General features: G+C 72.2%; 20 protein-coding genes and 2 pseudogenes. 10 read left to right on the top strand and 12 right to left on the bottom strand.

What is annotated here, in order from left to right; translation table 11 throughout:
• Positions 1–80: 80 nt before the first annotated feature.
• Entirely contained in the window at positions 81–1,190 is a 1,110-nt protein-coding gene (locus ADL15_RS04340; RefSeq protein WP_067685269.1) for a right-handed parallel beta-helix repeat-containing protein, read from the top strand.
• A gap of 1 nt (position 1,191) precedes the next feature.
• Here the strand turns inward: ADL15_RS04340 and dmpG are convergent, their stop codons facing one another.
• The 4 genes and pseudogenes from dmpG to ADL15_RS04360 all read right to left on the bottom strand — a co-directional run.
• Positions 1,192–2,202, bottom strand: coding sequence for a 4-hydroxy-2-oxovalerate aldolase (dmpG, locus tag ADL15_RS04345; protein ID WP_067685270.1), 1,011 nt, complete (start codon positions 2,200–2,202; stop codon positions 1,192–1,194).
• Complete coding sequence (locus tag ADL15_RS04350; RefSeq protein WP_067685271.1) at positions 2,199–3,056, bottom strand: acetaldehyde dehydrogenase (acetylating); 858 nt, start codon at positions 3,054–3,056, stop codon at positions 2,199–2,201. The genes dmpG and ADL15_RS04350 overlap by 4 nt, the downstream gene beginning before the upstream one ends.
• A 106-nt stretch (positions 3,057–3,162) precedes the next feature.
• Positions 3,163–3,975, bottom strand: a complete 813-nt coding sequence (locus tag ADL15_RS04355) for a 2-keto-4-pentenoate hydratase (RefSeq protein WP_067685272.1) — start codon at positions 3,973–3,975, stop codon at positions 3,163–3,165.
• A gap of 92 nt (positions 3,976–4,067) precedes the next feature.
• Positions 4,068–5,561 (bottom strand): annotated as a pseudogene (locus tag ADL15_RS04360) (FAD-binding protein); the annotation flags it as partial.
• Between the two features lie 52 nt (positions 5,562–5,613).
• Between ADL15_RS04360 and kstD the strand changes: the two are divergent.
• Together kstD and ADL15_RS04370 are read left to right on the top strand one after the other, a co-directional pair.
• Complete coding sequence (gene kstD, locus ADL15_RS04365) at positions 5,614–7,278, top strand: 3-oxosteroid 1-dehydrogenase (protein ID WP_067685273.1); 1,665 nt, start codon at positions 5,614–5,616, stop codon at positions 7,276–7,278.
• A 66-nt stretch (positions 7,279–7,344) separates the two neighbouring features.
• A complete protein-coding gene (locus ADL15_RS04370) occupies positions 7,345–8,157 on the top strand; it encodes a MaoC/PaaZ C-terminal domain-containing protein (RefSeq protein ID WP_067685274.1) in 813 nt (270 codons plus the stop codon).
• Here ADL15_RS04370 and ADL15_RS04375 read toward each other — a convergent pair.
• From ADL15_RS04375 to ADL15_RS04390, 5 genes and pseudogenes are all read right to left on the bottom strand, one after another.
• Positions 8,144–9,262 carry a lipid-transfer protein gene (locus ADL15_RS04375; RefSeq protein WP_067685275.1) on the bottom strand — a complete coding sequence of 373 codons (1,119 nt, stop codon included), beginning with the start codon at positions 9,260–9,262 and terminating at the stop codon, positions 8,144–8,146. The two genes, ADL15_RS04370 and ADL15_RS04375, sit on opposite strands and share 14 nt — an antisense overlap.
• Complete coding sequence (locus ADL15_RS54980; RefSeq protein ID WP_269748305.1) at positions 9,259–9,627, bottom strand: MaoC/PaaZ C-terminal domain-containing protein; 369 nt, start codon at positions 9,625–9,627, stop codon at positions 9,259–9,261. Before ADL15_RS54980 ends, ADL15_RS04375 begins: the two co-directional genes overlap by 4 nt.
• Positions 9,628–9,654: 27 nt before the next feature.
• Positions 9,655–10,476 (bottom strand): annotated as a pseudogene (locus ADL15_RS54985) (bifunctional MaoC family dehydratase N-terminal/OB-fold nucleic acid binding domain-containing protein); the annotation flags it as partial.
• Positions 10,473–11,606, bottom strand: a complete 1,134-nt coding sequence (locus tag ADL15_RS04385; RefSeq protein WP_067685392.1) for an acyl-CoA dehydrogenase family protein — start codon at positions 11,604–11,606, stop codon at positions 10,473–10,475. The gene ADL15_RS04385 and the pseudogene ADL15_RS54985, both read right to left, overlap by 4 nt.
• On the bottom strand, positions 11,587–12,711 hold the full coding sequence (locus ADL15_RS04390) for an acyl-CoA dehydrogenase family protein (protein ID WP_067685277.1): 1,125 nt from the start codon (positions 12,709–12,711) through the stop codon (positions 11,587–11,589). The genes ADL15_RS04385 and ADL15_RS04390 overlap by 20 nt, the downstream gene beginning before the upstream one ends.
• 109 nt (positions 12,712–12,820) lie before the next feature.
• Here ADL15_RS04390 and kstR point away from each other — a divergent pair, with 109 nt between their 5' ends.
• Positions 12,821–13,441: a cholesterol catabolism transcriptional regulator KstR gene (gene kstR / locus ADL15_RS04395; RefSeq protein WP_067685278.1), complete on the top strand. Its 621-nt coding sequence runs from the start codon at positions 12,821–12,823 to the stop codon at positions 13,439–13,441.
• Between the two features lie 26 nt (positions 13,442–13,467).
• Here kstR and ADL15_RS04400 read toward each other — a convergent pair whose 3' ends face one another.
• Entirely contained in the window at positions 13,468–13,899 is a 432-nt protein-coding gene (locus ADL15_RS04400) for a type II toxin-antitoxin system Rv0910 family toxin (protein WP_067685279.1), read from the bottom strand.
• A 109-nt stretch (positions 13,900–14,008) separates the two neighbouring features.
• Here ADL15_RS04400 and ADL15_RS04405 point away from each other — a divergent pair, with 109 nt between their 5' ends.
• Positions 14,009–14,659, top strand: a complete 651-nt coding sequence (locus ADL15_RS04405; RefSeq protein WP_067685393.1) for a PaaI family thioesterase — start codon at positions 14,009–14,011, stop codon at positions 14,657–14,659.
• 12 nt (positions 14,660–14,671) lie between these two features.
• On the opposite strand, the gene ADL15_RS04410 is transcribed toward ADL15_RS04405, so the two are convergent.
• Positions 14,672–15,355 carry an SDR family NAD(P)-dependent oxidoreductase gene (locus tag ADL15_RS04410; protein ID WP_067685280.1) on the bottom strand — a complete coding sequence of 228 codons (684 nt, stop codon included), beginning with the start codon at positions 15,353–15,355 and terminating at the stop codon, positions 14,672–14,674.
• Positions 15,356–15,493: 138 nt separating this feature from the next.
• Here ADL15_RS04410 and ADL15_RS04415 point away from each other — a divergent pair, with 138 nt between their 5' ends.
• From ADL15_RS04415 to ADL15_RS04435, 5 genes are all read left to right on the top strand, one after another.
• A complete protein-coding gene (locus tag ADL15_RS04415) occupies positions 15,494–16,354 on the top strand; it encodes a helix-turn-helix domain-containing protein (protein WP_067685281.1) in 861 nt (286 codons plus the stop codon).
• A gap of 76 nt (positions 16,355–16,430) precedes the next feature.
• Positions 16,431–17,036 (top strand): DUF6585 family protein, encoded by a 606-nt coding sequence (locus ADL15_RS04420; protein ID WP_067685282.1) that lies wholly within the window; start codon positions 16,431–16,433, stop codon positions 17,034–17,036.
• Positions 17,037–17,056: 20 nt separating this feature from the next.
• Complete coding sequence (locus ADL15_RS04425; protein WP_198170518.1) at positions 17,057–18,004, top strand: hypothetical protein; 948 nt, start codon at positions 17,057–17,059, stop codon at positions 18,002–18,004.
• A 528-nt stretch (positions 18,005–18,532) separates the two neighbouring features.
• Complete coding sequence (locus ADL15_RS04430) at positions 18,533–19,354, top strand: helix-turn-helix transcriptional regulator (RefSeq protein ID WP_067685284.1); 822 nt, start codon at positions 18,533–18,535, stop codon at positions 19,352–19,354.
• Between the two features lie 111 nt (positions 19,355–19,465).
• Positions 19,466–20,383: an NADP-dependent oxidoreductase gene (locus ADL15_RS04435; protein ID WP_067685285.1), complete on the top strand. Its 918-nt coding sequence runs from the start codon at positions 19,466–19,468 to the stop codon at positions 20,381–20,383.
• On the opposite strand, the gene ADL15_RS04440 is transcribed toward ADL15_RS04435, so the two are convergent.
• Positions 20,384–20,890 (bottom strand): MarR family winged helix-turn-helix transcriptional regulator, encoded by a 507-nt coding sequence (locus ADL15_RS04440; protein ID WP_067685394.1) that lies wholly within the window; start codon positions 20,888–20,890, stop codon positions 20,384–20,386.
• Positions 20,891–20,898: the final 8 nt, after the last annotated feature.

Raw genomic sequence — 20,898 nt, forward strand, 5'->3', positions numbered from 1 at the left:
CTTCCATGTTTCGATTCCATGACGCGCCCGGTGTCGTCGCCCCCCAACGACGGCGCCGATCCCCTCCGAAAGGAAGCGTCATGAGATCCATCCGGAACATCCTGGCCGCGTCGGCCGTCGCCGCCGTCGGCCTCGCGCTGCTGCCCGCACCGGCAACAGCGGCCACGGTCGTGGTCAGCACGGTGACCGACCTGACCAACGCCATCAAGAACGCCACCGCCGGTACCGTGATCCAGGTCCGCGGCGGCACCTACTACCCGACCGCCACACTGCAGTCGACGGTCAACGGCACGTCCGGCTCGCCGATCACGCTCACCGCGTACGGATCGGAAAGCGTCAAGATCAGCGGAACCAGCCTCCCCAGCGGTTCCTGGATCTTCAAGCTGACCGCCGACTACTGGAACGTCTCGAACCTGACCTTCCAGAACTCGCCGGACAGCGCGGTGGTCTGCCAGTCCTGCATCGGCACCACCTGGAACAACATCAAGACGATCAACGGTGGCGACTCCGGTTTCACCCTGACCGGCGACGGCACCAGCAACAACACCGTCAAGAACATCGATTCGTACGGCAACTACGACGCCGCCGAGCACGGGGAGAACGCCGACGGGATCGCGGTCAAGTTCGGCTCCGGCACCGGGAACCTGATCACCGGCGCCCGGGTCTACAACAACTCCGACGACGGGATCGACCTGTGGTCGTTCTCCTCGCCGGTGACCATCGAGCACACCTGGTCGTTCGGCAACGGCAAGAACCGCTGGAGCGACTCGGCGTTCGCCGGTGACGGCAACGGCTACAAGCTCGGCGGGGACGGCGAGACGGTGGCGCACGTGGTGAACAACTCGGCGGCCTGGGACGACGCCGGCAACGGGTTCACCGAGAACTCCAACAAGGGCGCGATCGTGATCAACCGGACCACCGCGTACGCCAATGGCAGTTGGGGTTATTACTTCGCCACCAGTGCGGCGAAGCTCGGCAAGAACCTGGCGGTCGGCAACGGCAGCGGCCTGGTGAACAAGGGGTCGTCGGTGGTCTCGTCCGGTAACAACTGGGACAGCGGGATCAGCACCCCGTCGTTCGTCTCGACCAACGCGACCACCACCTACAACGCGCGGTCGTCGAGCGGCACCCTGCCCGCCACCACGTTCCTGACCACCGGCAGCAGTACCATCGGCGCCACGATGAACTGATTCAGTGTGCGGCGGCCAGGCTGATCGCGATGTCGATGAGCTGATCCTCCTGGCCGCCGACCAGCCGGCGCTGCCCGGCCTGCACCAGGATCTCCGCGCCGGAGACCCGATAGCGCTCGGCCAGCGTGAACGCGTGGGTCAGGAAGCTGGAGTACACCCCGGCATAACCCATGATCAGAGCCATCCGGTCGAGTGTGCACTCGGCCGGCATGACCGGGCGCACCACGTCCTCGGCGGCGTCGACGATCGCGAAGAAGTCCACGCCGGTGCGGATGCCGAGCTTGTCGCAGACGCCGACGAACGCCTCCACCGGCGTGTTCCCGGCGCCGGCCCCGAACCGGCGGGTGCTGCCGTCGATCTGCTTCGCGCCGGCCCGCACGGCCAGGACCGAGTTGGCCACGCCCAGGCCCAGGTTCTCGTGGCCGTGGAAGCCGACCTGCGCGTCGTCGCCGAGCTCGGCGACCAGTGCGGCGACCCGGTCACCGACCTGGTCGAGCACGAGCGCGCCGGCCGAGTCGACCACGTAGACGCACTGGCAGCCGGCATCCGCCATGATCCGGGCCTGCGCGGCGAGCACATCGGGTGGCTGCGAGTGGGCCATCATCAGGAAGCCGACGGTCTCCAGGCCCAGCTCGCGGGCCAGCCCGAAGTGCTGCTCGGTGATGTCGGCCTCGGTGCAGTGGCTGGCGATCCGGCACACCGTGGCACCGTGTGCGGCGGCCGCGCGGATGTCGTCGAACAGCCCGATCCCGGGCAGCATCAGAAACGCGATCTTCGCGCGGGTGGCGGTCGCGACGGCCGCCGTGATCAGCTCCTGTTCCGGCGTCCGCGACAGCCCATACGTGAACGACGACCCGCCCAGTCCGTCGCCGTGGGTCACCTCGATCACCGGCACCCCGGCCGCGTCCAGGGCGGCGACCACCGCGGTGACCTCGGCGACGGTGAACTGGTGGCGTTTGGCGTGCGAGCCGTCCCGCAACGACGAATCGGTGATCCGGATGTCGGTGGTCATGCCGCCAGCTCCTCCCCGACCCGCGTCGCCGCCGCGGTCATGATGTCCAGATTCCCGGCGTACGACGGCAGAAAGTCCCCGGCCCCACTGATCTCCACGAAGATCGCCACCCGGCCGCGGTCGAACTGTGGCTCGTTGAGCAGCCGATAGCCCGGAACGTAGCGGGCCACCGCCGCGGCCATCGCGACGATCGAAGCGCGGATCGCGTCGTGGTCGGCGTCCGGCCCGATCGCGCAGAACACCGTGTCCCGCATGACCAGCGGCGGGTCGGCCGGGTTGAGCACCACGATCGCCTTGCCCCGTTCCGCGCCGCCGACCGTTGCCAGGGCGCGCCCGGTGGTGCGGGTGAACTCGTCGATGTTGGCCCGGGTGCCCGGGCCGGCCGAGCGGGACGCCACGGTCGCGACGATCTCGGCGTAGGCGACCGGCGCGCACCGGGACACCGCGTGCACCATCGGGATGGTGGCCTGCCCGCCGCAGGTGATCAGGTTGAGGTTCGGCGCGTCGAGGTGCTCGCGCAGGTTGACCTCGGGCACGACGAGCGGGCCGACGGCGGCCGGGGTGAGGTCGATCACGCGGATCCCGGCCTCGGCGTAGCGCGGCGCGGCGGCGCGGTGCACGGCCGCCGAGGTGGCCTCGAAGACCAGGTCAGGCAGCGGGTCCTGGGTGAGCAGCCAGTCGGCGCCTTTCGCGCTGACGGCCAGGCCGAGGTCGGCGGCGCGGCGCAGGCCGGGGCTGTCCGGGTCGATGCCGGCCATCCAGAGCGGCTCGATCCAGGCCGAGCGCCGCAGCTTGTGCAGCAGGTCGGTGCCGATGTTGCCGGACCCGACGATCGCCGCGGTCAGCTTTGCCACCCCGCCACCTCCGCCTGTCGCTGCGACCCCTGCGCCCGTCACCGCGCCGCCTCCGCCCGTCGCTGCGGCCTGGCCCCTGCGCCCGTCACCGCGCCGCCTCCGCTCGTCACCGCGCCGCCTCGGTGCCGGTGGGGTGCGCGTCGGCCCGGAAGGACAGCCGCACCTCGCCGAGGCCGGTGAACGCCGCCCGGTATGACGAGCCCGGCTGCACGTCGACGGCGCGGGCGCACGCTCCCGGCAGCACCAGATGGCCGGCGCGCAGACGCACCCCGAAGCCGGCGACGGTCCGGGCCAGCCACGCCACCGCGGTCACCGGGTTGCCGAGCACCGCGTCGGAGCGCCCGCCCACCACCGGTTCGCCGTCCCGGAACAGCACAGCGTCGATCCCCCGCGGGTCGATATCGGTCGGCCGCACCCGCCCGGCGCCGATCACGAACCCGGCCGACGACGCGTTGTCGGCGATCGTGTCGGCCAGACCGATCTTCCAGTCCGCGATCCGGCTGTCGATCAGCTCGATCGACGGCGCAAACCACTCCGTCGCCGCCAGCACATCCTCCTCGGTGCAGCCCTCGCCGGGCAGGTCCGCGCCGAGCAGGAACGCCACCTCGATCTCAACCCGCGGATAGCAGTAGCGCGCCGCGTCGACCGGATCGGTCTCGGACAGCTGCATGTCGGCCAGCAGGTGCCCGTAGTCCGGCTCGTCGACGCCCATCATCTGCTGCATCGCCGCCGAGGACAGCCCGACCTTGTGCCCCACCACGGCACTGTCCCGGCGGCCGATGTTGACGAGCTGGATCGCGTAGGCATCGGCGGCGGTCAGGTCGGGCCACTCCTCGGTCAGTGGCGGGATCGGCTTGCGGTCACGCTCGGCCACGCGCAGCCACTCGGCGAGCGCGAGACGATCAGCTTCGGTCAGCATGCGGGCCTCCCCAGCCCCGGACGATGGCCGGGGAAGTCAGCCTGCTGGCCTCCCGACCCCGGACGATGGCCAGGGAAGTCAGCCTGCCCGCCTCCCCGGTCCTGGACAGCGACGCTGCGGCCGGCCCGGCGCCCGGAGAAGACGCAGTCGGCCAGCGACAACCCGCTCACGTAGCTGCGCGAACAGATCCCGACCGCGGTGCGCCCGGCGGCATACAGCCCGGACACCCCCACCACCTGCCCGGTCTGCTCGTCGACCCGCAGACCCCCGAGGGTGAGCATCGGCGCCGGGTAGGCGGTCCGCTTCCGGATCGACACATCAACCATCGAGTACGGCGGGGAGCCCGCATGCGGCCCGGCCGTGGCGGCCAGACCGGCCTGGTCGACACCGGCCTTGCGGGCGACCGCCTCCAGCGTGGCGCCGGTGACCCGACCCGCCGTGAGCAGCCACAACACCGGCCAGCGCTGGAACCACAGCGTCTGCCCCCACCACTGACGGCGACACCGCGCCAGCGTGGCTGCGTCGAGCAGCAGCCAGGCCCGCGACCCCGGCGAGCGCAGGATCGCCTCGCCGACCGCCGCACCGTAGCGGGACTCGTCGCAGACCCGCCGGCCGTCCCGGTCGACGAGCAGGCCGTCGAGCATGGCCGCGGGCGGGCTCAGGAACCGCCAGACGCTCACCCGATCGAGATGCGCCGTGGAGCCACCCGCCGCGACACCGAGCCGGATGCCCGAGCCGTCGTCGCCGGGCGTGCCCAGCCGCAACCCGCCCCGATAGTCGGGCGCGTGCTCGCGCATCATCGCGCGGTTGAAGACGAACCCGCCCGCGCAGAGGATCACGCCACGGGTCGCCGAGACCCGCAGCGGACGCGCGTACCGCCGCTCCAGCGCGGCCACCCGCCGGTGCAGCGCCCGGCCCAGCCCCGGCAGGTAGAGCCCGGGCGTCACCGACCAGCGGTGCAGCACCCGAAACGCGAGCCGCACCCAGCCGGGCGCGCCGCGCAGGGTCCGGCACTCCACACCGGTCACCCGCCCGCCTGCGTCGGTGACCAGCCGCTCGGCCCGGGTCTGCGGGAACACGTCCACGCCGCGGTCGCGCACGGCAGCGGCGAGCCGGGCGAAGAGCACCCGGCCGGACGTGCCACGGGCCAGCACCCGGTGGCCCCGGGGCGCCGACTGGCCGAACGCGGTCTCGCTGCCCGAGACGTACAAAAAATGTCTGTTGGTGGGGTAAGAGGTCTTGTAGGGACAGCGGCGCGCGTCGAACGGCACCCCCAGCTCGGCCAGCCAGTCGAGCATCCCGGCGCTCTGCTCACAGAACCGGCGCAGCGTGCCGGCCGACACCGTGTCACCGGCCTCCTCGCGCAGGTAGTCGGCCATCTCCTGCGGTGTGTCGCTGACCCCGGCGGCCTGCTGCTGCCGGGTGCCGCCACCGGCATAAACCACCCCGCCGGAGATCGCGGTGGCCCCGCCGCCGCCGAACCGGTCGAGCACCAGCACCCGCGCGCCCGCGTCGGCGGCCTCGATCGCGGCGCACGCGCCGGCCGCGCCGAAACCGACGACGACGACGTCCCACGAGCCGGTCACGGAACCTCCTCCTCCAGTGGCGCCGGATGGGCCATAACTATAACCTGTTCTAGTGGCGGAGGCCGAGGGCGAATTCGATCTGGTGGTGGCCGGCAGCGGCGGCGCCGGGATGGTCGCGGCGCTCACCGCCGCGCACCACGGGCTGAGCGCGATCGTGCTGGAGAAGGCCGGCTCCTACGGCGGTTCCACCGCCCGCTCCGGCGGCGGGCTGTGGCTGCCGGGCAACGAGGTGCTGCGCCGCGCCGGCGTGCGCGACAGTGCCGAGGAGGCGCGGGCCTATCTCGCGCACGTCGCCGGGGCAGAGGTCACGGCCGCGCGGCAGCACGCGTTCCTGGCCGCCGGGCCGGCGATGCTGGCGCTCGTCCGGGCGCACACCCCGCTCGACTTCGCCTGGGTGCCCGGTTATCCCGACTATCACCCCGAGGCGCCCGGCGGCCGTCCGGGCGGGCGCAGCATCGAGCCGCGGCCGCTGGACGCCCGGCTGGCCGGGCCGGACCTGGCCACCCTGGCCAGGCCGTACCGGGCGGCGCCCAAAGGGATCGCCGTCACCCAGGTCGACTTCCGGTGGCTGTCGCTGGGCACCCGGCATCCGCGGGCCTTCCTGACCGTGGCGCGGCTCGCCGCCCGGGCGCTGACCCGGCGGAAGCTGACGATGGGTCAGGCGCTGGCCGCCGGTTTGCGGGCCGGTTTGCGGACGGCGGGAGTCGACGTGCGGCTCGGCACACCGATGACCGACCTGCTCGTCGAGCACGGCCGGGTCGCCGGGGTCCGCGCCGGTGGGCTGACGTTCCGGGCCCGGCGGGGTGTGCTGCTGGCCAGCGGCGGGTTCGAGCACAACGAGCCGATGCGCCGCAAATACCAGGACCTCGGTGTGGAGTGGACGGCGGGCGCGAGCGGCAACACCGGCGACGGCATCGAGGCCGGTGAGCGGCTCGGCGCCGCGCTCGACCTGATGGACGAGGCCTGGTGGGGGCCGTCGATCCCGCTGCCCGGCGGGCCGTATTTCTGCCTCGCCGAACGCAACCAGCCCGGCTGCCTGCTCGTCGACAGCAGCGGGCGGCGATTCGTCAACGAGGCCGCGCCGTATGTCGATGCCGTGCACGCGATGCTCGCCCCGGGCGTGCAGTTGCCGGCCTGGCTGGTGGCGGATCAGACGTACCGCAACCGGTACCTGTTCGCCGGGCACGGGCCGCGCGCCCGGCTGCCGCGCCGATGGTTCGCGGCCGGGATCGCGCACCGGGCCGACACCCTCGACGAGCTGGCCGGGCGGATCGGGGTGCCCGCCTACGCCTTGCGCAGCACCGTGCGGCGGTTCAACGGCTTCGCTGCGCACGGGCACGACGACGACTTCGGTCGCGGGGATTCGGCGTACGACAGGTATTACGGCGACCCGCGGCAACGCCCCAACCCGTGTCTGGGCGCGCTGGCCCGGCCGCCGTTCTACGCGTTCCGGATGGTCCCCGGCGACCTGGGCACCAAGGGCGGGCTGCGCACCGACGAGCGGGCGCGGGTGCTGCGCCCGGACGGCACGGCCATCCCGGGGCTGTATGCGGCCGGCAACGCCGGCGCCGCGGTGATGGGCCGGGGTTACGCGGGCGCGGGCGCAACCCTCGGCCCGGCCCTGACCTTCGGCTATCTCGCCGCCCTCGACTGCACAACCCCGGCTGGCCCACAGGGGTGCCTCAACCATGATCAGGGACCCCTGGAGACCAGCTGATGCCCACGACCCGGCTGGCCCACAGGGGTGCCTCAACCATGATCAGGGACCCCTGGGGGCCAGCTGATGCTGATTGATCCGGAGGTTGCGGTCGGGGCTGAGCTGCCCGGCCGGGAGCTGCGCTGGGACAGCACCGATGTGCTGCTCTATCACCTGGCCGTGGGCGCGGACGAGCTGTCCTACGTCTACGAAGGCGCCCTGTGCGGGGTGCTGCCCAGCTTCGCCACGGTGGCGTCGACGCTGCGCGACACCGAGCCGCCGGCGGTGCGTATGCCCGGCGTCGACGTCGACCTGGCCCGGGTGGTGCACGGCCGGCAGGAGCTGGAGATCCACCGGCCGCTCCCGGTGGCGGGTAGCTGCACGGCGCGGTCGCGGATCGTCGCCGTGCACGACAAGGGCAGCGCCGCGATCGTCGTCACCGAGACCGTCACGCCGTATTTCACCAGCCGGATCAGCATCTTCGTCAAGGGCGCGGGCGGCTTCGGCGGTGATCGCGGGCCGGACACCCGGGTGCCACCGCCGGTGCGCGCGCCGGACGCCGAGGTGCTCAGCCGGACCGATCCGCGGCAGGCGCTCTGGTATCGGCTTCTCGGCGACCGCAATCCCCTGCACGTCGACCCGGTCTTCGCGGCCCGGGCCGGGTTCGACCGCCCGATCCTGCACGGACTCTGCACGTACGCCATGGTGTTGAAAGCCGCGATCGGCACGGACCCGCAGCGGGTGGCCGGATATCGCGCCCGCTTCGCCGGGGTGGTCTTCCCCGGCGAGACGCTGCGCACCCGGATCTGGCGCGAGGACCACCGGTTGGTCCTGACCGCCACGGTCGCCGACCGCGGCGACGCCCCGGCGCTGTCGGACGCGGTCGTCACGCTCCGCTGAGGATCAGGCCGCTGGTCGGCACTCCGGTCCCGGCCGTGACCAGCACCGGGCCGTCGCCCGGGACCTGGTTGACGGCGGTGCCGCGGACCTGCCGCACCGCCTCGGCGATCCCGTTCATGCCGTGGATGTACGCCTCACCCAGCTGCCCACCGTGCGGGTTGATCGGCAGCCGCTCCTCCGCGACCACATGCCGCCCCTCCCCCCGGCCGCAGAAGCCCAGCTCCTCCAGCTGCATCAACACGTACGGCGTGAAGTGGTCGTAGAGCACAGCCGCGCGCACGTCGGCGGGCCTGAACCCGGACCGCCCCCACAGCTGGCGGGCCACCACCCCCATCTCCGGCAGCGCAGCCACCTCCTCGCGGTAGTAGCTGGTCATCACGAACTGGTCCGGTCCACTGCCCTGTGCCGCCGCGCGCACCACGGCCGGCGGCCGGCGCAGGTCACGGGCCCGCTCGACGGACGTCACCACCAGCGCGACCGCCCCGTCGCTCTCCTGGCAGCAGTCGAGCAGCCGCAGCGGCTCGGCGATCCAGCGCGACGCCCGATGGTCGTCGAGGCTGATCGGCCGGCCGAAGAACCAGGCGGCCGGGTTGGTCGCCGCGTGCCGGCGGGCCGCCACGGTGACCCGGCCGAAGTCGTCGGTGGTGGCGCCGTAGTCGTGCAGGTAGCGCTGGGCGACCATGGCCACCTGGGCGGCCGGGGTGGCCAGGCCCATCGGGTAGTGCCAGCTCGCGTCGAGCCCGGGCGGCACGGTCGCCTGCCCGAACCGGCGGCCGGAGCGTTCGTTGAGGGCGCGGTAGCAGACCACGGTCTCGGCGATCCCGGCTGTCACGGCGAGCACGGCCTGCTGGACGATCGCGCAGGCCGCTCCCCCGCCGTACCCGATCCGGCTCAGGAAGGTCAGCTCGCCCGCGCCGATCTCCCGGGCCACCGCGATCTCCGCGTTGTCGTCCATGCTGAACGTGGTCAGCCCGTCGACGTCCGACGCGCGCAGCCCGGCGTCGTCGAGCGCGGCGCGGACCGCTTCGACGGCGAGGCGCAGCTCGCTGCGGCCGGAGTCCTTGGAGAACTCGGTGGCACCGATGCCGGCGATCGCGGCGTTCACGACGTCACCCGCACGGTGCCCGAGACGTGCTCGCCGGTGGCCGTGCGGCCGGCGACCGCCACCTCGTCGCCGTGCGCGTATCCCGTGAAGGTCAGCGTGTCGCCGGGGTGGCAGGGCGCACCGAGCCGGATCTCGATGCCGCGCAGCACCGCGTCCGGGCCGGCCCAGTCGGTGACGTAGCGCTGAACGAAACCGGTCGTCGCCAGGATGTTGAGGAAGATGTCCCGGCTGCCGCGCCGCACCGCCGCGTCCCGGTCGTGGTGCACGTCCTGGAAGTCCCTGGTGGCCAGCGCACTGCTGATGATCACGGTGGGGGTGACCGCGAGGTCCCAGCGTGGCAGCTCGACCCCGGCCGGCCGCCACACCGGCAGGCCGTCGGCGAACGTCACCTGGACCCGGTCGCCGATGGCCGGGCGGGTGCCGCGCAGTTCGCCGACCATGCGGACGCCCTCGTCGAGATCGACCAGGGCGACCGTGACCGGGGAGCGGCGGCCGGGCAGCGGCGGGTGGTGGTGCACGACGTAGCTGTGTACGGTCCCGGTGCCGGCGGCGACCAGGTATTCCGGGGTGAAGGCGCCGCAGGCCGGGCAGCCCGGGCCGGGCGGGTGACGCAGCGCGCCGCACTTGCCGCAACGCTGGATGCGCAGCTCACCGGCTTCGACACCAGCCCAGAAGAACGCGGAGTCCGGGCCGGTCACCGGCCGGATCGGGTCCGCTCGCACCGGGGCCGCCGTCGCGCTGGGCCGGTACTTCAGCACCCGGAACCGCATCTCGGCCACCGGCTCGCCGTCGACCTCCCAGGTACTCGCCGTGGTGACGAACCAGCCCTCGCCGAGCGCGGTCCGTTTCGGCCCGGCCACGCCGGTGAGCCGGCTGCGGACCGCCACGGTCTCCCCCTCGCGCAGGTAGCGGTGGTAGGTCTGTGCACAATCGGTCGCCACGACCGACGTGAAGCCGGCCTCGTCCAGCACGTCCGACATGACGCGCAGCGGGTCGGCGTCGTCCGGCGCTGAGGGGCGCAACCCGCGCATCGTCCACACCTGCACCATCGCGGGCGGCGCCAGGCCCTCGCGCTCGTAACGCGGGTTGTCGTCGCCGATCGCGGCGAGCCAGTCCCGGATCGCCGGCCGGTGCACCGGATCCCGAGCCGGCCGTGCCGGCGACAAACCGGCCTCAGCGATCCGCCGCGCTGCCGCCTCGATCGTCTCGCTCATCGGGGCACCCGGGGCAGCCCGAGACCCGCCGACGCGATCAGTTCCCGCTGGATCTCGTTGACCCCGCCGCCGAACGTCAGCACCAGGTTGCGCTTGGCCTGCAGATCCAGCCACACCAGCAACTCCGCGGTCGCCGGGTCGGCCGGGTCGCCATACCGCCAGACCACCTCCTCCAGCTCCTGGCCGATCCGCAGCAGCCGCTCCGACGAGAACACCTTGGTCACCGACGCGTCGGCGGCACCCGGCTCGCCACCGGTCACCTGCCAGTTGAGCAGCTCGTTCACCCGCCGGTACGCCTCGGCCCGGGCCAGCGCCCGCCGCACGTCCGGAGCATCATGATCGGCCGCCCAGGCACCGACGCGATCGATGAACGCCCCGAACCGCCCGGCCGGCCCGAGCATCACCCGCTCGTGGTTGAGCTGCGTGGTCAGCAGTCGCCAGCCGCCGTTCTCCGCGCCGACCAGGCGGTTCGCGGGCACCCGCACGTCGGTGAGATAGACCGTGTTCACGTGGTGCGCGCCGTCGCACGTGATGATCGGCGTCCACGCGTAGCCGGGATCGGTGGTGTCGACGATCAGGATGGACAGGCCGCGGTGGCGGGGCGCGTCCGGGTCGGTGCGGCAGGCCAGCCACAGATAGTCGGCGTCGTGCGCGCCCGTGGTGAACGTCTTCTCGCCGTTGACCAGGTATTCGTCGCCGACCCGCACCGCCCGGGTGCGCAGCGCCGCAAGATCGGTGCCCGCCTCCGGCTCCGTGTACCCGATCGCGAAGTGGATCTCCCCGGCCAGGATCCGCGGCAGGAAGAACTCCTGCTGCTCCCGCGTACCGTGCGCGAGCAGCGTCGGTGCCACGGTCTGCAGGGTCACCGCGGGCAGCGGCACGTCGGCGCGCGCCGCCTCGGTCACGAAGATCTGCTGCTCCACCGCCCCGAGCCCACCCCCGCCGAACCGCTCCGGAAAGCCGATCCCCAGCCACCCGTCGCGGCCGAGCCGGCGAACCAGACCGCGGAACTCACTGCCGTGCCGCTCGCGCAGGACCGCTGCGCGTTCCTGTTCATTCAAGACCTCTGTGAGGTACGACCGGAGCCGCGTCCGGAGCCCCCGCTGCTCGTCAGTCAGATCGATGCGCACCGTGGCCTCCCAGCCGGTCGAGGCACTGCTCCGCGCCGCCGAGGTGCCGCACCAGCTCACGGACCAGCGCGGTGTGCCGGTGCAGCGGGTAGTCGGCGGCCAGCCCGAGCCCGCCGTGCAGGTGGTGACAGGTCCGCAGCGCCGGCAGCACTTCACTGCTCATCCAGTACGCGGCGGTCCACAGGTCACTGTCGTCCTCGGCGCCGTCGTCCACTCCCCAGCCGGCGGCCAGGGCGGCGAGGTGCATGGTGCGGGAGGTGACATACACGTCGGCGATCTGCTGGGCGACCGCCTGGAAGGTGGCCAGCGGCCGGCCGAACTGGTGCCGGTCCCGCACGTGGTCGGCCGTCATCCGCAGCGCGCCGGCCAGCGCACCGTCGCCGAGAGCAGCCGCGCCGGACACCGCGTACCGGTGAATGTCTGCCTTCCCGTCGCCCAGCGGCTCGGACGCCACATCGGCCAGCAGCACCGCGAATCCGCCCGGAGTGCGCCGGACGGTGACACCCGCAGCGGCCGGATCGACCAGCACGACCCGCTCACCGACCGGGATCAGGATGCGATGGGCCTGGTCCGCGTCGGGAACGTCATGGCACGTCCCGCTCAGCCGCCCGTCGTCGGCGACCGGGACCGGTGCGCCTTGGTCTCGCGGCCCGGTCCCGTGCAAACCGCCGAGCGCGGCGGTCAGCACCCGGCCCTCCAACACGCCCGGCAACAGGTCGCGCTGCTGCGCCGGGGTGCCCCACCGGGCCACCGGCAGCACGCCGAGCGCGAGCGTCGACCAGGCCGGCACCGCGGCGGCATGCCGGCCGATCTCGGTGAGCAGCAGCCCGGTCTCCAGCGCGCCGAGCCCGGCGCCGCCCAGCTCCCGCGGCACCGCGAGGCCGAGCAGCCCGGCCTGGCCGAGCGACTTCCACAAGCCTGCCGCCGCGCCGTCGTGACCGCCTGCCGGCCCGCCGCCGAGACCGCGTCCTGGCGCATTGTCGTGGTTGCGTCCTGGCGCGCTGCCGAGGCCGCGTCCTGGCGCGCTGTCGTGGTCGCTCAGCACCTCGCCGGCGAGGCGGACGATCGCCTCCTGGGCGTCGTCGAGCGCGAAGTCCGGACCCATGCCAGCCATTAGAACACGTTTCACTTCCGGGTGGAGATCGGTGGCCGTAACGGGTCGTCAACAACCCGTTGCTAGGCTGGAGTGAACCACCGGGTCATGAGGGGCAACCATGGCGGCACCGAGAACAAATTCCAGTATTGGCGCGGCACGCAGCACTCTCGACAGCGAGCAGGGTTCCGCCGCACAGCGCGACCGGCGCCGCCGGATCCTCGAGGCGACGCTGCTGCTGGCGTCGAAGGGCGGCTACGACGCGGTGCAGATGCGCACGGTGGCGGAGCGCGCCGACGTCGCCCTCGGCACGCTGTACCGCTACTTCCCGTCGAAGATCCACCTGCTGGTCTCGGCGCTGGCGCTCGAGCTGGAGAAGATCCAGGAGAAGCTGGAGCGCAAGCCGATCCCCGGCGACACCCCGCACGAGCGCATGCAGTTCGTGCTGAGCCGGGTGACCCGGGCGATGCAGCGCGAACCGCACCTGACCGAGGCGATGACCCGGGCCTTCATGTTCGCCGATCCGTCCGCGAGCGCCGAGGTCAACGCGGTCGCGCGGCTGATGGAGGACATGTTCACCCGGGCCATGCACGACGGCGAGCCGACCGCCGACGACCGGGCGAAAGCGCGGGTCATCGGCGACGTGTGGCTCTCCAACCTGGTCGCCTGGGTGACCCGCCGCGCCTCGGCCAACGACGTGATCAACCATCTGGAGCTGGCGAGCCGCCTGCTGCTGCGCTGATCACTCCGCCGTTGTGCTCGCGCTGGTCACTCGGTCAGCGCGACCAGCTTCGCCAAGGCCTGCTGGCCGGCGGCGCCGGCCTGTTTCTCCAGCATGCCGGCCATCGGGCCCTTCAGGGCCGGACCGATGAACTCCATTTCGTACGTGATGTGCGAGCCGCCGTCGGCCGGCGTGATCACGAAGAGGTTCTTCGCCTTGACGCCCATCGGCCCGTCGCCGTCCTGCTCGAGCCGGCCCGGCGCCGCCGCGGCGGTCACCCGCCAGGCCATCTCGGCGGGCATGCCCATCAGCTTGACCTTCTGCCGATACGTCGCGCCCTCGCCGAGGACCGCCGGCACGTCGCCGGCGAAACCCTCGTGCATCGTGTTCCATTCCGGGACCCGGGACAGGTCGGACACCACGTCCCAGATCCGCTGCGGATCCGCCTTGGCATCGGCCTCAACGGTCACCTTGGCCATCGCGCTCCTCCTCGAGTAGAGCAACTAGAACAGGTTATAGCAGTGTGACTTGATTCACTAGCGTCGGTCGCCCGGCGACGGCGATGCTGTGGTGGTGGACGGACACGCGGTGACCGCAGACGAGACCGGCCGGGCCCATCGACGCGAAGCGATCACCGAGCTGGGCGACGCCCTGCGCACGCTGGTCGAGCACGCCACCACCACCGAGGTGCCGACCGGCGACCTGCTCCGGGCCGCCGCCGAGATCCGCGAGGTGACCGCCCGGCTCGGCGACCGGGTGCGCGACCGATCGACCCTGTCCAGCGCCGACGACCTGCTCGGCGGTGTCCGGATGTTCAACCCGGTCACCGGGGCCGGCAGTGCGCTCGCCCCGCCGCTGCAGATCGAGGTGGTGGCCGGCGTGGCGACCGGCCGGTGCACGCTCGGCCGGGCCTTCGAGGGCCCGCCGACGTTCGCGCACGGCGGGGTCAGCGCCATGCTGCTCGACCAGATCCTCGGCCACGCCGTGGTCGCCTCCGGCAATCCGGGGATGACCGTGCGGCTGGACACCACCTACCGCGCGCCGGTCCCCCTGCTGACCCCGCTGCTGCTGACCGCCCAGGTCCAGGACGTGGCCGGCCGCCGGGTGACCGCGACCGGCACCATCGCCACCGAGGCCGACCCCGGCACACCCCTGGTCACCGCGACCGGCACGTTCGTCGGCCTGCGCGCCGAGCAGACCCACCGCCTGTTCGGCAAGCTCTTACGCGCCGACCCCTGACGGGCCGGCGGCTCACCACGGCAGCGGACCCGTCTCGTCCTGGAAGGTGCCGGTCGGACCGGAGGCGTCGAGAGTGGCCATCCCGACCACGACCCGGGCGCTCTGCTCAACCGGTCGCCCGATACCGAAAGCGGCGGTCATGTCGGTGGCGGTGGGGCCCGGCTCGACGGCGTTGAACCGGATGCCCGGCTGTGCCTTGGCGTAGTGCACCGTCAGCATGGTGGCCGCCGACTTCGACGCCGAATACAGCGCGAGCGGCAGGCCGAACTCCGGGCGCTCCGGGTTGGTCACCGCCCAGAACGACCCGGCGCTGCTGGACACGGTGACCACGTTGGCGTGCGAGGACTTGCGCAGCAACGGCAGCGCCGCCTCGGTGACCCGGACGATGCCGACCGCGTTCGTGTCGAAGGACCGCAGCGCCGCGGGGCCGTCGAGCGCAGTCTCCAGGACTCCGGCGTTGTGCACCAGGACGTCGAGCCGGCCCTCGGCCGCGTCGATCGTCGCCAGGGCGCTGCTGACCGAGGCGTCGTCGGTCACGTCGAGCTGGACGAACCGCGCGCCGAGCTCGGCGGCGGCCTTCGCGCCGCGCCCGGCGTCCCGCGCGCCGATGTACACCTGGTGCCCCAGCGCCAGCAGCTGCCGGGCGGTCTCGTAGCCGATGCCCTTGTTGCCACCGGTGATCAGGCTGACGGTCATGTTTTCCTCCGCGTTCCGTGGCCCCCAGCGGGCCGTCATGAACGCTACGAGCGACGCACCGGCACACCCGGAGTCCTGTGCAGCCTGGGGTGTGACAGGACCCCCTTCGCCCGGTGCGCACAGCGCTAATGTCGGGCCATGAGCGAGTCGACGAACGCCCTCGGCGCCTACCTGCGGGCCCGGCGCGAGCTGGTGACGACGCAGCAGGCGGGCATCCCCGACGTCGGCGTGCGGCGGGTGCCGGGCCTGCGGCGCGAGGAGGTCGCCATGCTCGCCGGCATCAGCGCCGACTACTACCTGCGGCTCGAACGCGGCCGGGACCGCAACCCCTCCGTCCAGGTGCTCGAGGCGATCGCCCGCGTGCTGCAGCTCGACGACGACCACTTCGCCCACCTGCTGACCCTGGTCGCGGACGTTCCCCGGCGGCGTCGTCGCCGGCCACGCAAGCAGACGCCGCCGGCCGGAGCGTTGAAGCTGCTGGCCAGCCTCGCGCAGCCGGCCTTCATCGAGGACCGCTATTTCGACATCCTGGCGGTGAACCCGCTGGCCGCGGCGCTGTCGCCCGGCCACGCCCCCGGCGGCAACCAGTTGCGGGACCTGTTCCTGGACCCGGCGACGCAGGCGCTGCACCCGGAGTGGGAGAACGTGACGGAGTGCTTCGTCGCCAACCTGCGGCAGGCCGTGGGGACCCACCTCGACGATCCACGGTTCATCGAGCTCACCGGCGAGCTGACGCTGGCGAGCCCGCGGTTCCGGCAGCTCTGGGCCCGGCACGAGGTGCGGGGGCAGAGCGGCGGGCCGATCCGGCTCGACCATCCGCAGGTCGGTGAGCTGACCCTCAACCGGGAGCGGCTCGCCATCAGCGGCACCGACGACCTGATGCTTGTCGTCTACCACCCGGACGCCGGCTCCGCCGACGCCGACAAGCTGGCCCTGCTCGCCTCGGTCGCCCTGCCCACGGCCGGCAGCACGAAGGACCACGTCGCCAAGCCTGCCTGACGAGCGCGGGGCGGCGCGCGGGGGCTGGTCTGACTAGCATCAACGCGGTCAATTTCCGCCACATGCTGAGGTATCGATGACTTACCCTCCCGCCACGCCCGAACCCGGCTTCGCCGCACCGCCGCCGCAGGCCCCGCCGGACGAAGTGCTCCAGGCCGCCGCGAGCCGCCAGTTCGGCAGTCTGATCGCCGGGCAGCGCGGCACCAACCCGTTCGGCAACCTGGCCTTCGGCCTCGGCGGCGGCATCGCGCTGATCGCCGGCGGCGCCCTGGTCGCCTGGGTGGGCTCGCTCATCGACTTCCGGCCGCTGGCGCTGCTGGCCTGCCCGATGATCGTGATCGGCCTGGTCGTCATCGTCTACGCCGTGATGGCGCTGGCCGCCGGCTTCACCGCCACATACCTGTTCGAGAACGGTCTCGTGCACACCAAGAACAAGAAGGTCGACGCGGTCGCGTGGACCGAGGTGGACGAGCTCTGGCTCTGGAAGGCCGGCGGCAACACCGCGCTGGCCGGCAACCTGCTCAGCTACTACGTGGTGACCTTCGACGGCCGCAAGGTCGTGGTCGAGTCGGCCGTCGGCAAGGGCGAGCAACCGCTGGGCCCCCGGCTGGAACAGATCGTCGCCCAACTCGGCCGCCCGGTCGTGGACAGCGGCCCCTACGTGGGCAAAATGCGCCCCTGACCGGGCAGAGGAGAAAAAACATGTCGTACGGCGTACGTTTTATGGCGATCCTCCTGTTCGGAGTCACCCTCGGGCTGGCCACGGCGCTCGCGTCGACCGGTCTACCGGTGCCCGCGGCCGCGACGCTGGCCCTCGTCATCGTCGGCGCGGTGGCCCTGGCCGTCGAGCGCAAGACCGGCCGGGACTCGCCGGTCCTGGGCGTCACGTTCCTGTCGTTCGGTGCCATCGCCGGGATCGCCGCCATGGTGCAGGCCGTGCCGCAGGTCAACGGATGGATCATCGGGATCGGCACCCTGATCGTCGAGATCGCGCTGCTGATCGGCGTGATGAAGGGCTACCGGAAGCTCGCCGGGCAGGCCGGCAGTCTGCTGCGCCAGCGGCTCGCCCAGCAGAAGGGCTGGACCTACGCCCACGAGGCCGAGGTCCCGGTGCCCGGCCCGCGCACCGCCCCGCGGCTGGTGGCCGTGCCCAACGACGCCACGTCGACCACCGGCCAGGAGGTCGTCTACGGCGCGGTCAACGGGCTGAACTTCATCGTGTTCGACCGGCGCCGCCCGAACGACCGCACCGGTCACCCGCAGACCGTGTGGCTGATCCAGTTGCCGGTCGCGCTGCCCTACCTGATCTCGTCCTACCTGCCCTACCTGCAGCAGGAGGAGGGTGCGGGTGAGGCGGAACCGACCGCCGCCCTGCTGGGGCAGATCCTGGGACTGCCCGCGGTCCGCCCGGGCCAGCCGCAGGATCACACCGACCACTCCGGGTTCGGCCGGGTGCTGCTCACCCCCGAGGTACGCCAGGCCACCACCGCACCGGACTTCCCGCGCCGCTGGTGGATCGAGGGCACCTACCTGTGCGCCACCTCGGACGGCGAGACCGCCAACCCCAAGCTGGTCGCGATGTGGGTGGACATGCTCACCAGCTTCGCCGCCCGCTTCCCCTGGCCGTCCCTGACCAGCACCCCAAGCTGACCCCACCGCACCCAAACTCCCCACGCAAGCAAGCAACCAGGCGAGCGTGGGGAGTTGCGGTGCGCTCCGCACCCAAACTCCCCACGCAAGCAGTGAACCCAGCGAGCGTGGGGACTTACGGTGCGCTCCGCACCCAAACTCCCCACGCAAGCAGTGAACCCAGCGAGCGTGGGGAGTTGCGGTGCGCTCCGCACCCAAACTCCCCACGCAAGCAGTGAACAGGGCGGCGCGCGCCCTGAACCACACGCACTCGGGTGACCGGGCCGGGTGGGGTTGGGGTGACCTGGAGGGAGCGCGGATGTCGCCCGGAAGGGTTGGCGTTTTGGACGCGTAGCGGCCAGCGAAGCCTGGAGGGTCCCGGCGGGAGCGGCGGTCTGTACCCCAGCGGACGCACGACATCCTGCATTTGAATTTGATCTTGCAAGGGTGCCGCGATCATCCAGGGACAACCTCTCCCTGGATGATCGCGGCCTTCGCCTGGCTGGAGCGCTGCCGCATCATTGACCGTGTTGATCGGAGGTGGGGCGGATGGATCGGGCACAGCTGGCGGATTTTCTCCGGGCGCGGCGGGAGGCGTTGCAGCCGGAGGACGTCGGGCTGCTGCGCGGGCCGGTGCGGCGGACCAGCGGGTTGCGGCGCGAAGAGGTCGCCGTGCTCGCCGGGATGTCGGTGGATTACTACAACCGGATCGAGCAGCAACGTGGGTCGATGCCGTCCGAGCAGATGCTCGCCGGGCTGGCTCGGGGGCTGCGGCTGACGCTGGCCGAAAGGGATCATCTGTTCCGGCTCGCCGGGCATGCCGCGCCGGTGCGGCGGATCCGGGACGATCATCCGAGCCCGGTGATGATGCGGATCGTCGCCAGTCTTGCGGACGTGCCGGCGTTGCTGTTCTCGCAGTTCGGCGAGGTGCTGCTGCAGACGCGGCCGGCCGTGGCGCTGCTCGGCGGGGACTGGACGCGGTTCAGCGGGCTGTCGCGGTATCTGGTGTATCGCTGGTTCGTGGAGCCGGCGATGCGCGACCTCTATCCGATCGAGGACCATCCGCTGCGCGGGCGGGTGTTCGTCGCGGACATCCGGGCGGCGTACAGCGCGGATCCCGGCGGTAAGGCCGGCGAGATCGTCGCGGCGTTGCTGGAGGTCAGTGCGGAGTTCGCCGCGATCTGGCGGCGGCACGAGGTGGACGTGGTCCACCACCACGACCTCAAGCGCTACCGGCACGCCGAGCTGGGCGAGCTGGAGCTCTACTGCCAGCCGGTGCTGGACCGCGACCAGTCGCACGAGCTGCTGGTCTTCACCGCGGTGCCCGGTTCGCCGAGCCAGGAGAAGCTGCGGATGCTGGCCGCCGTCTAAGCGTCTCCGGCGTCACACCTCTTCCACTGTGCTTCGAATCCGAAGCATGTTACGGTCAGAAAGTGCTTCGAGTTCGAAGCAAAACATCTCTCCTCAAGGTAGGTAGTCGTCATGAAGGCAGTGCGTTTCTCCGAGTACGGCGACCCGTCCGTCCTGCGCTACGAGGACGTCGAGCAGCCCGTTCCCGCCGCCGGACAGGTCCGGATCCGGGTGGCCGCGACGTCGTTCAACGGGGTCGACGGCAACATCCGCGCCGGGTTCATGCAGGGCCCGATCCCGGTGACGCTGCCGCACACCCCCGGCCTCGACGTCGCCGGGACCGTCGACGCGCTCGGCCCGGACGTGGACACGGTGGCCGTCGGTGACCAGGTGATCGGGTTCCTGCCGATGACCGGGCTCGGTGCGTCCGCGGAATACGTGCTGGCGCCGGCCGAGATCCTGACCGCCGCGCCGAGCAGCATCCCGCTGGTCGACGCGGCCGCGCTGCCGACGGTGGGCCTCACCGCGTGGCAGGCGCTGTTCGACCACGCCGAGCTGACCGCCGGGCAGCGGGTGCTGATCAACGGGGCGGGCGGCGCGGTCGGCGACTACGCCGTGCAGCTGGCCAAGAACGCCGGCGCGTACGTGATCGGTGTCGCCGGAGCGCGCAGCGCGGGCCGGGTCCGGGCGGCGGACGAGGTCCTCGACCCGGACAGTGCCGGGAAGGCCGAGCCGGTCGACGTGGTGGTCAACCTCGCGCCGGTCGCGCCGGAGCAGCTGGCCGCGCTGGTCACGCTGATCCGGCCCGGCGGGGTGCTGGTGAACACGACGGTGTGGATGCCGGCACCGAGTGACGAGGAGCGCGGGGTGCGTGGCGTCAACCTGTTCGTCCGCAGTGACGCGGAGCAGCTGGCCGGGCTGGTGGCGCTGGTCGACGCGGGGAAGCTGAACGTCGACGTGGCGCGGCGGGTGCCGCTGGCCGCGCTGGCGTCCGTGCACGCCGAGCCGGGCGCGGTGCCCGGCAAGACCGTGATCGTTGTCGGCTCCTGATCAGCCGGCGCCCCGGCGCTTGGCCCGGGGTTTCGCGGAGCGGGGCGGTGTCGCCCGCATGTGGGCGCGGACCCGGCCGAGCACCTCGCTGAGCGCTGCCAGGTCGCCGGTGGCCATCGGGTCGAACAGCAGCCGCCGCACGTCGGCCACGTGCCCCGGCAGCACCCGGGCGACCAGGGCCCGGCCGCTGTCGGTAACGGTCACCACGATCACTCGTTCGTCGTCGGGTGACGACGAGCGGGTGATCAGGCCCCGCTTGTCGAGCAGCCCGGCCTGGTAGGTCAGGCCGCTGCGGCTGTACACCACGCCGTCGGCCAGATCGGTCATCCGCAGCCGGCCGTCCGGGGCGTCCACCAGCCGGGCCAGGATCTGGAACTGCACGTAGCTGAGGTCGCCCTCGGCCCGCAGGTGCGCGTCGACCGCGTACTGCAGAAGGCTGCTGACCTCCATCACCGCGAAATACGCACCGAGCTCCTCGGGGCTCAGGCCAGGCGTCTCGTCAGTCACGCCGGCCA

Source organism: Actinoplanes awajinensis subsp. mycoplanecinus (assembly GCF_001509495.1).
GTDB classification, from domain to species: Bacteria; Actinomycetota; Actinomycetes; order Mycobacteriales; family Micromonosporaceae; genus Actinoplanes; species Actinoplanes palleronii.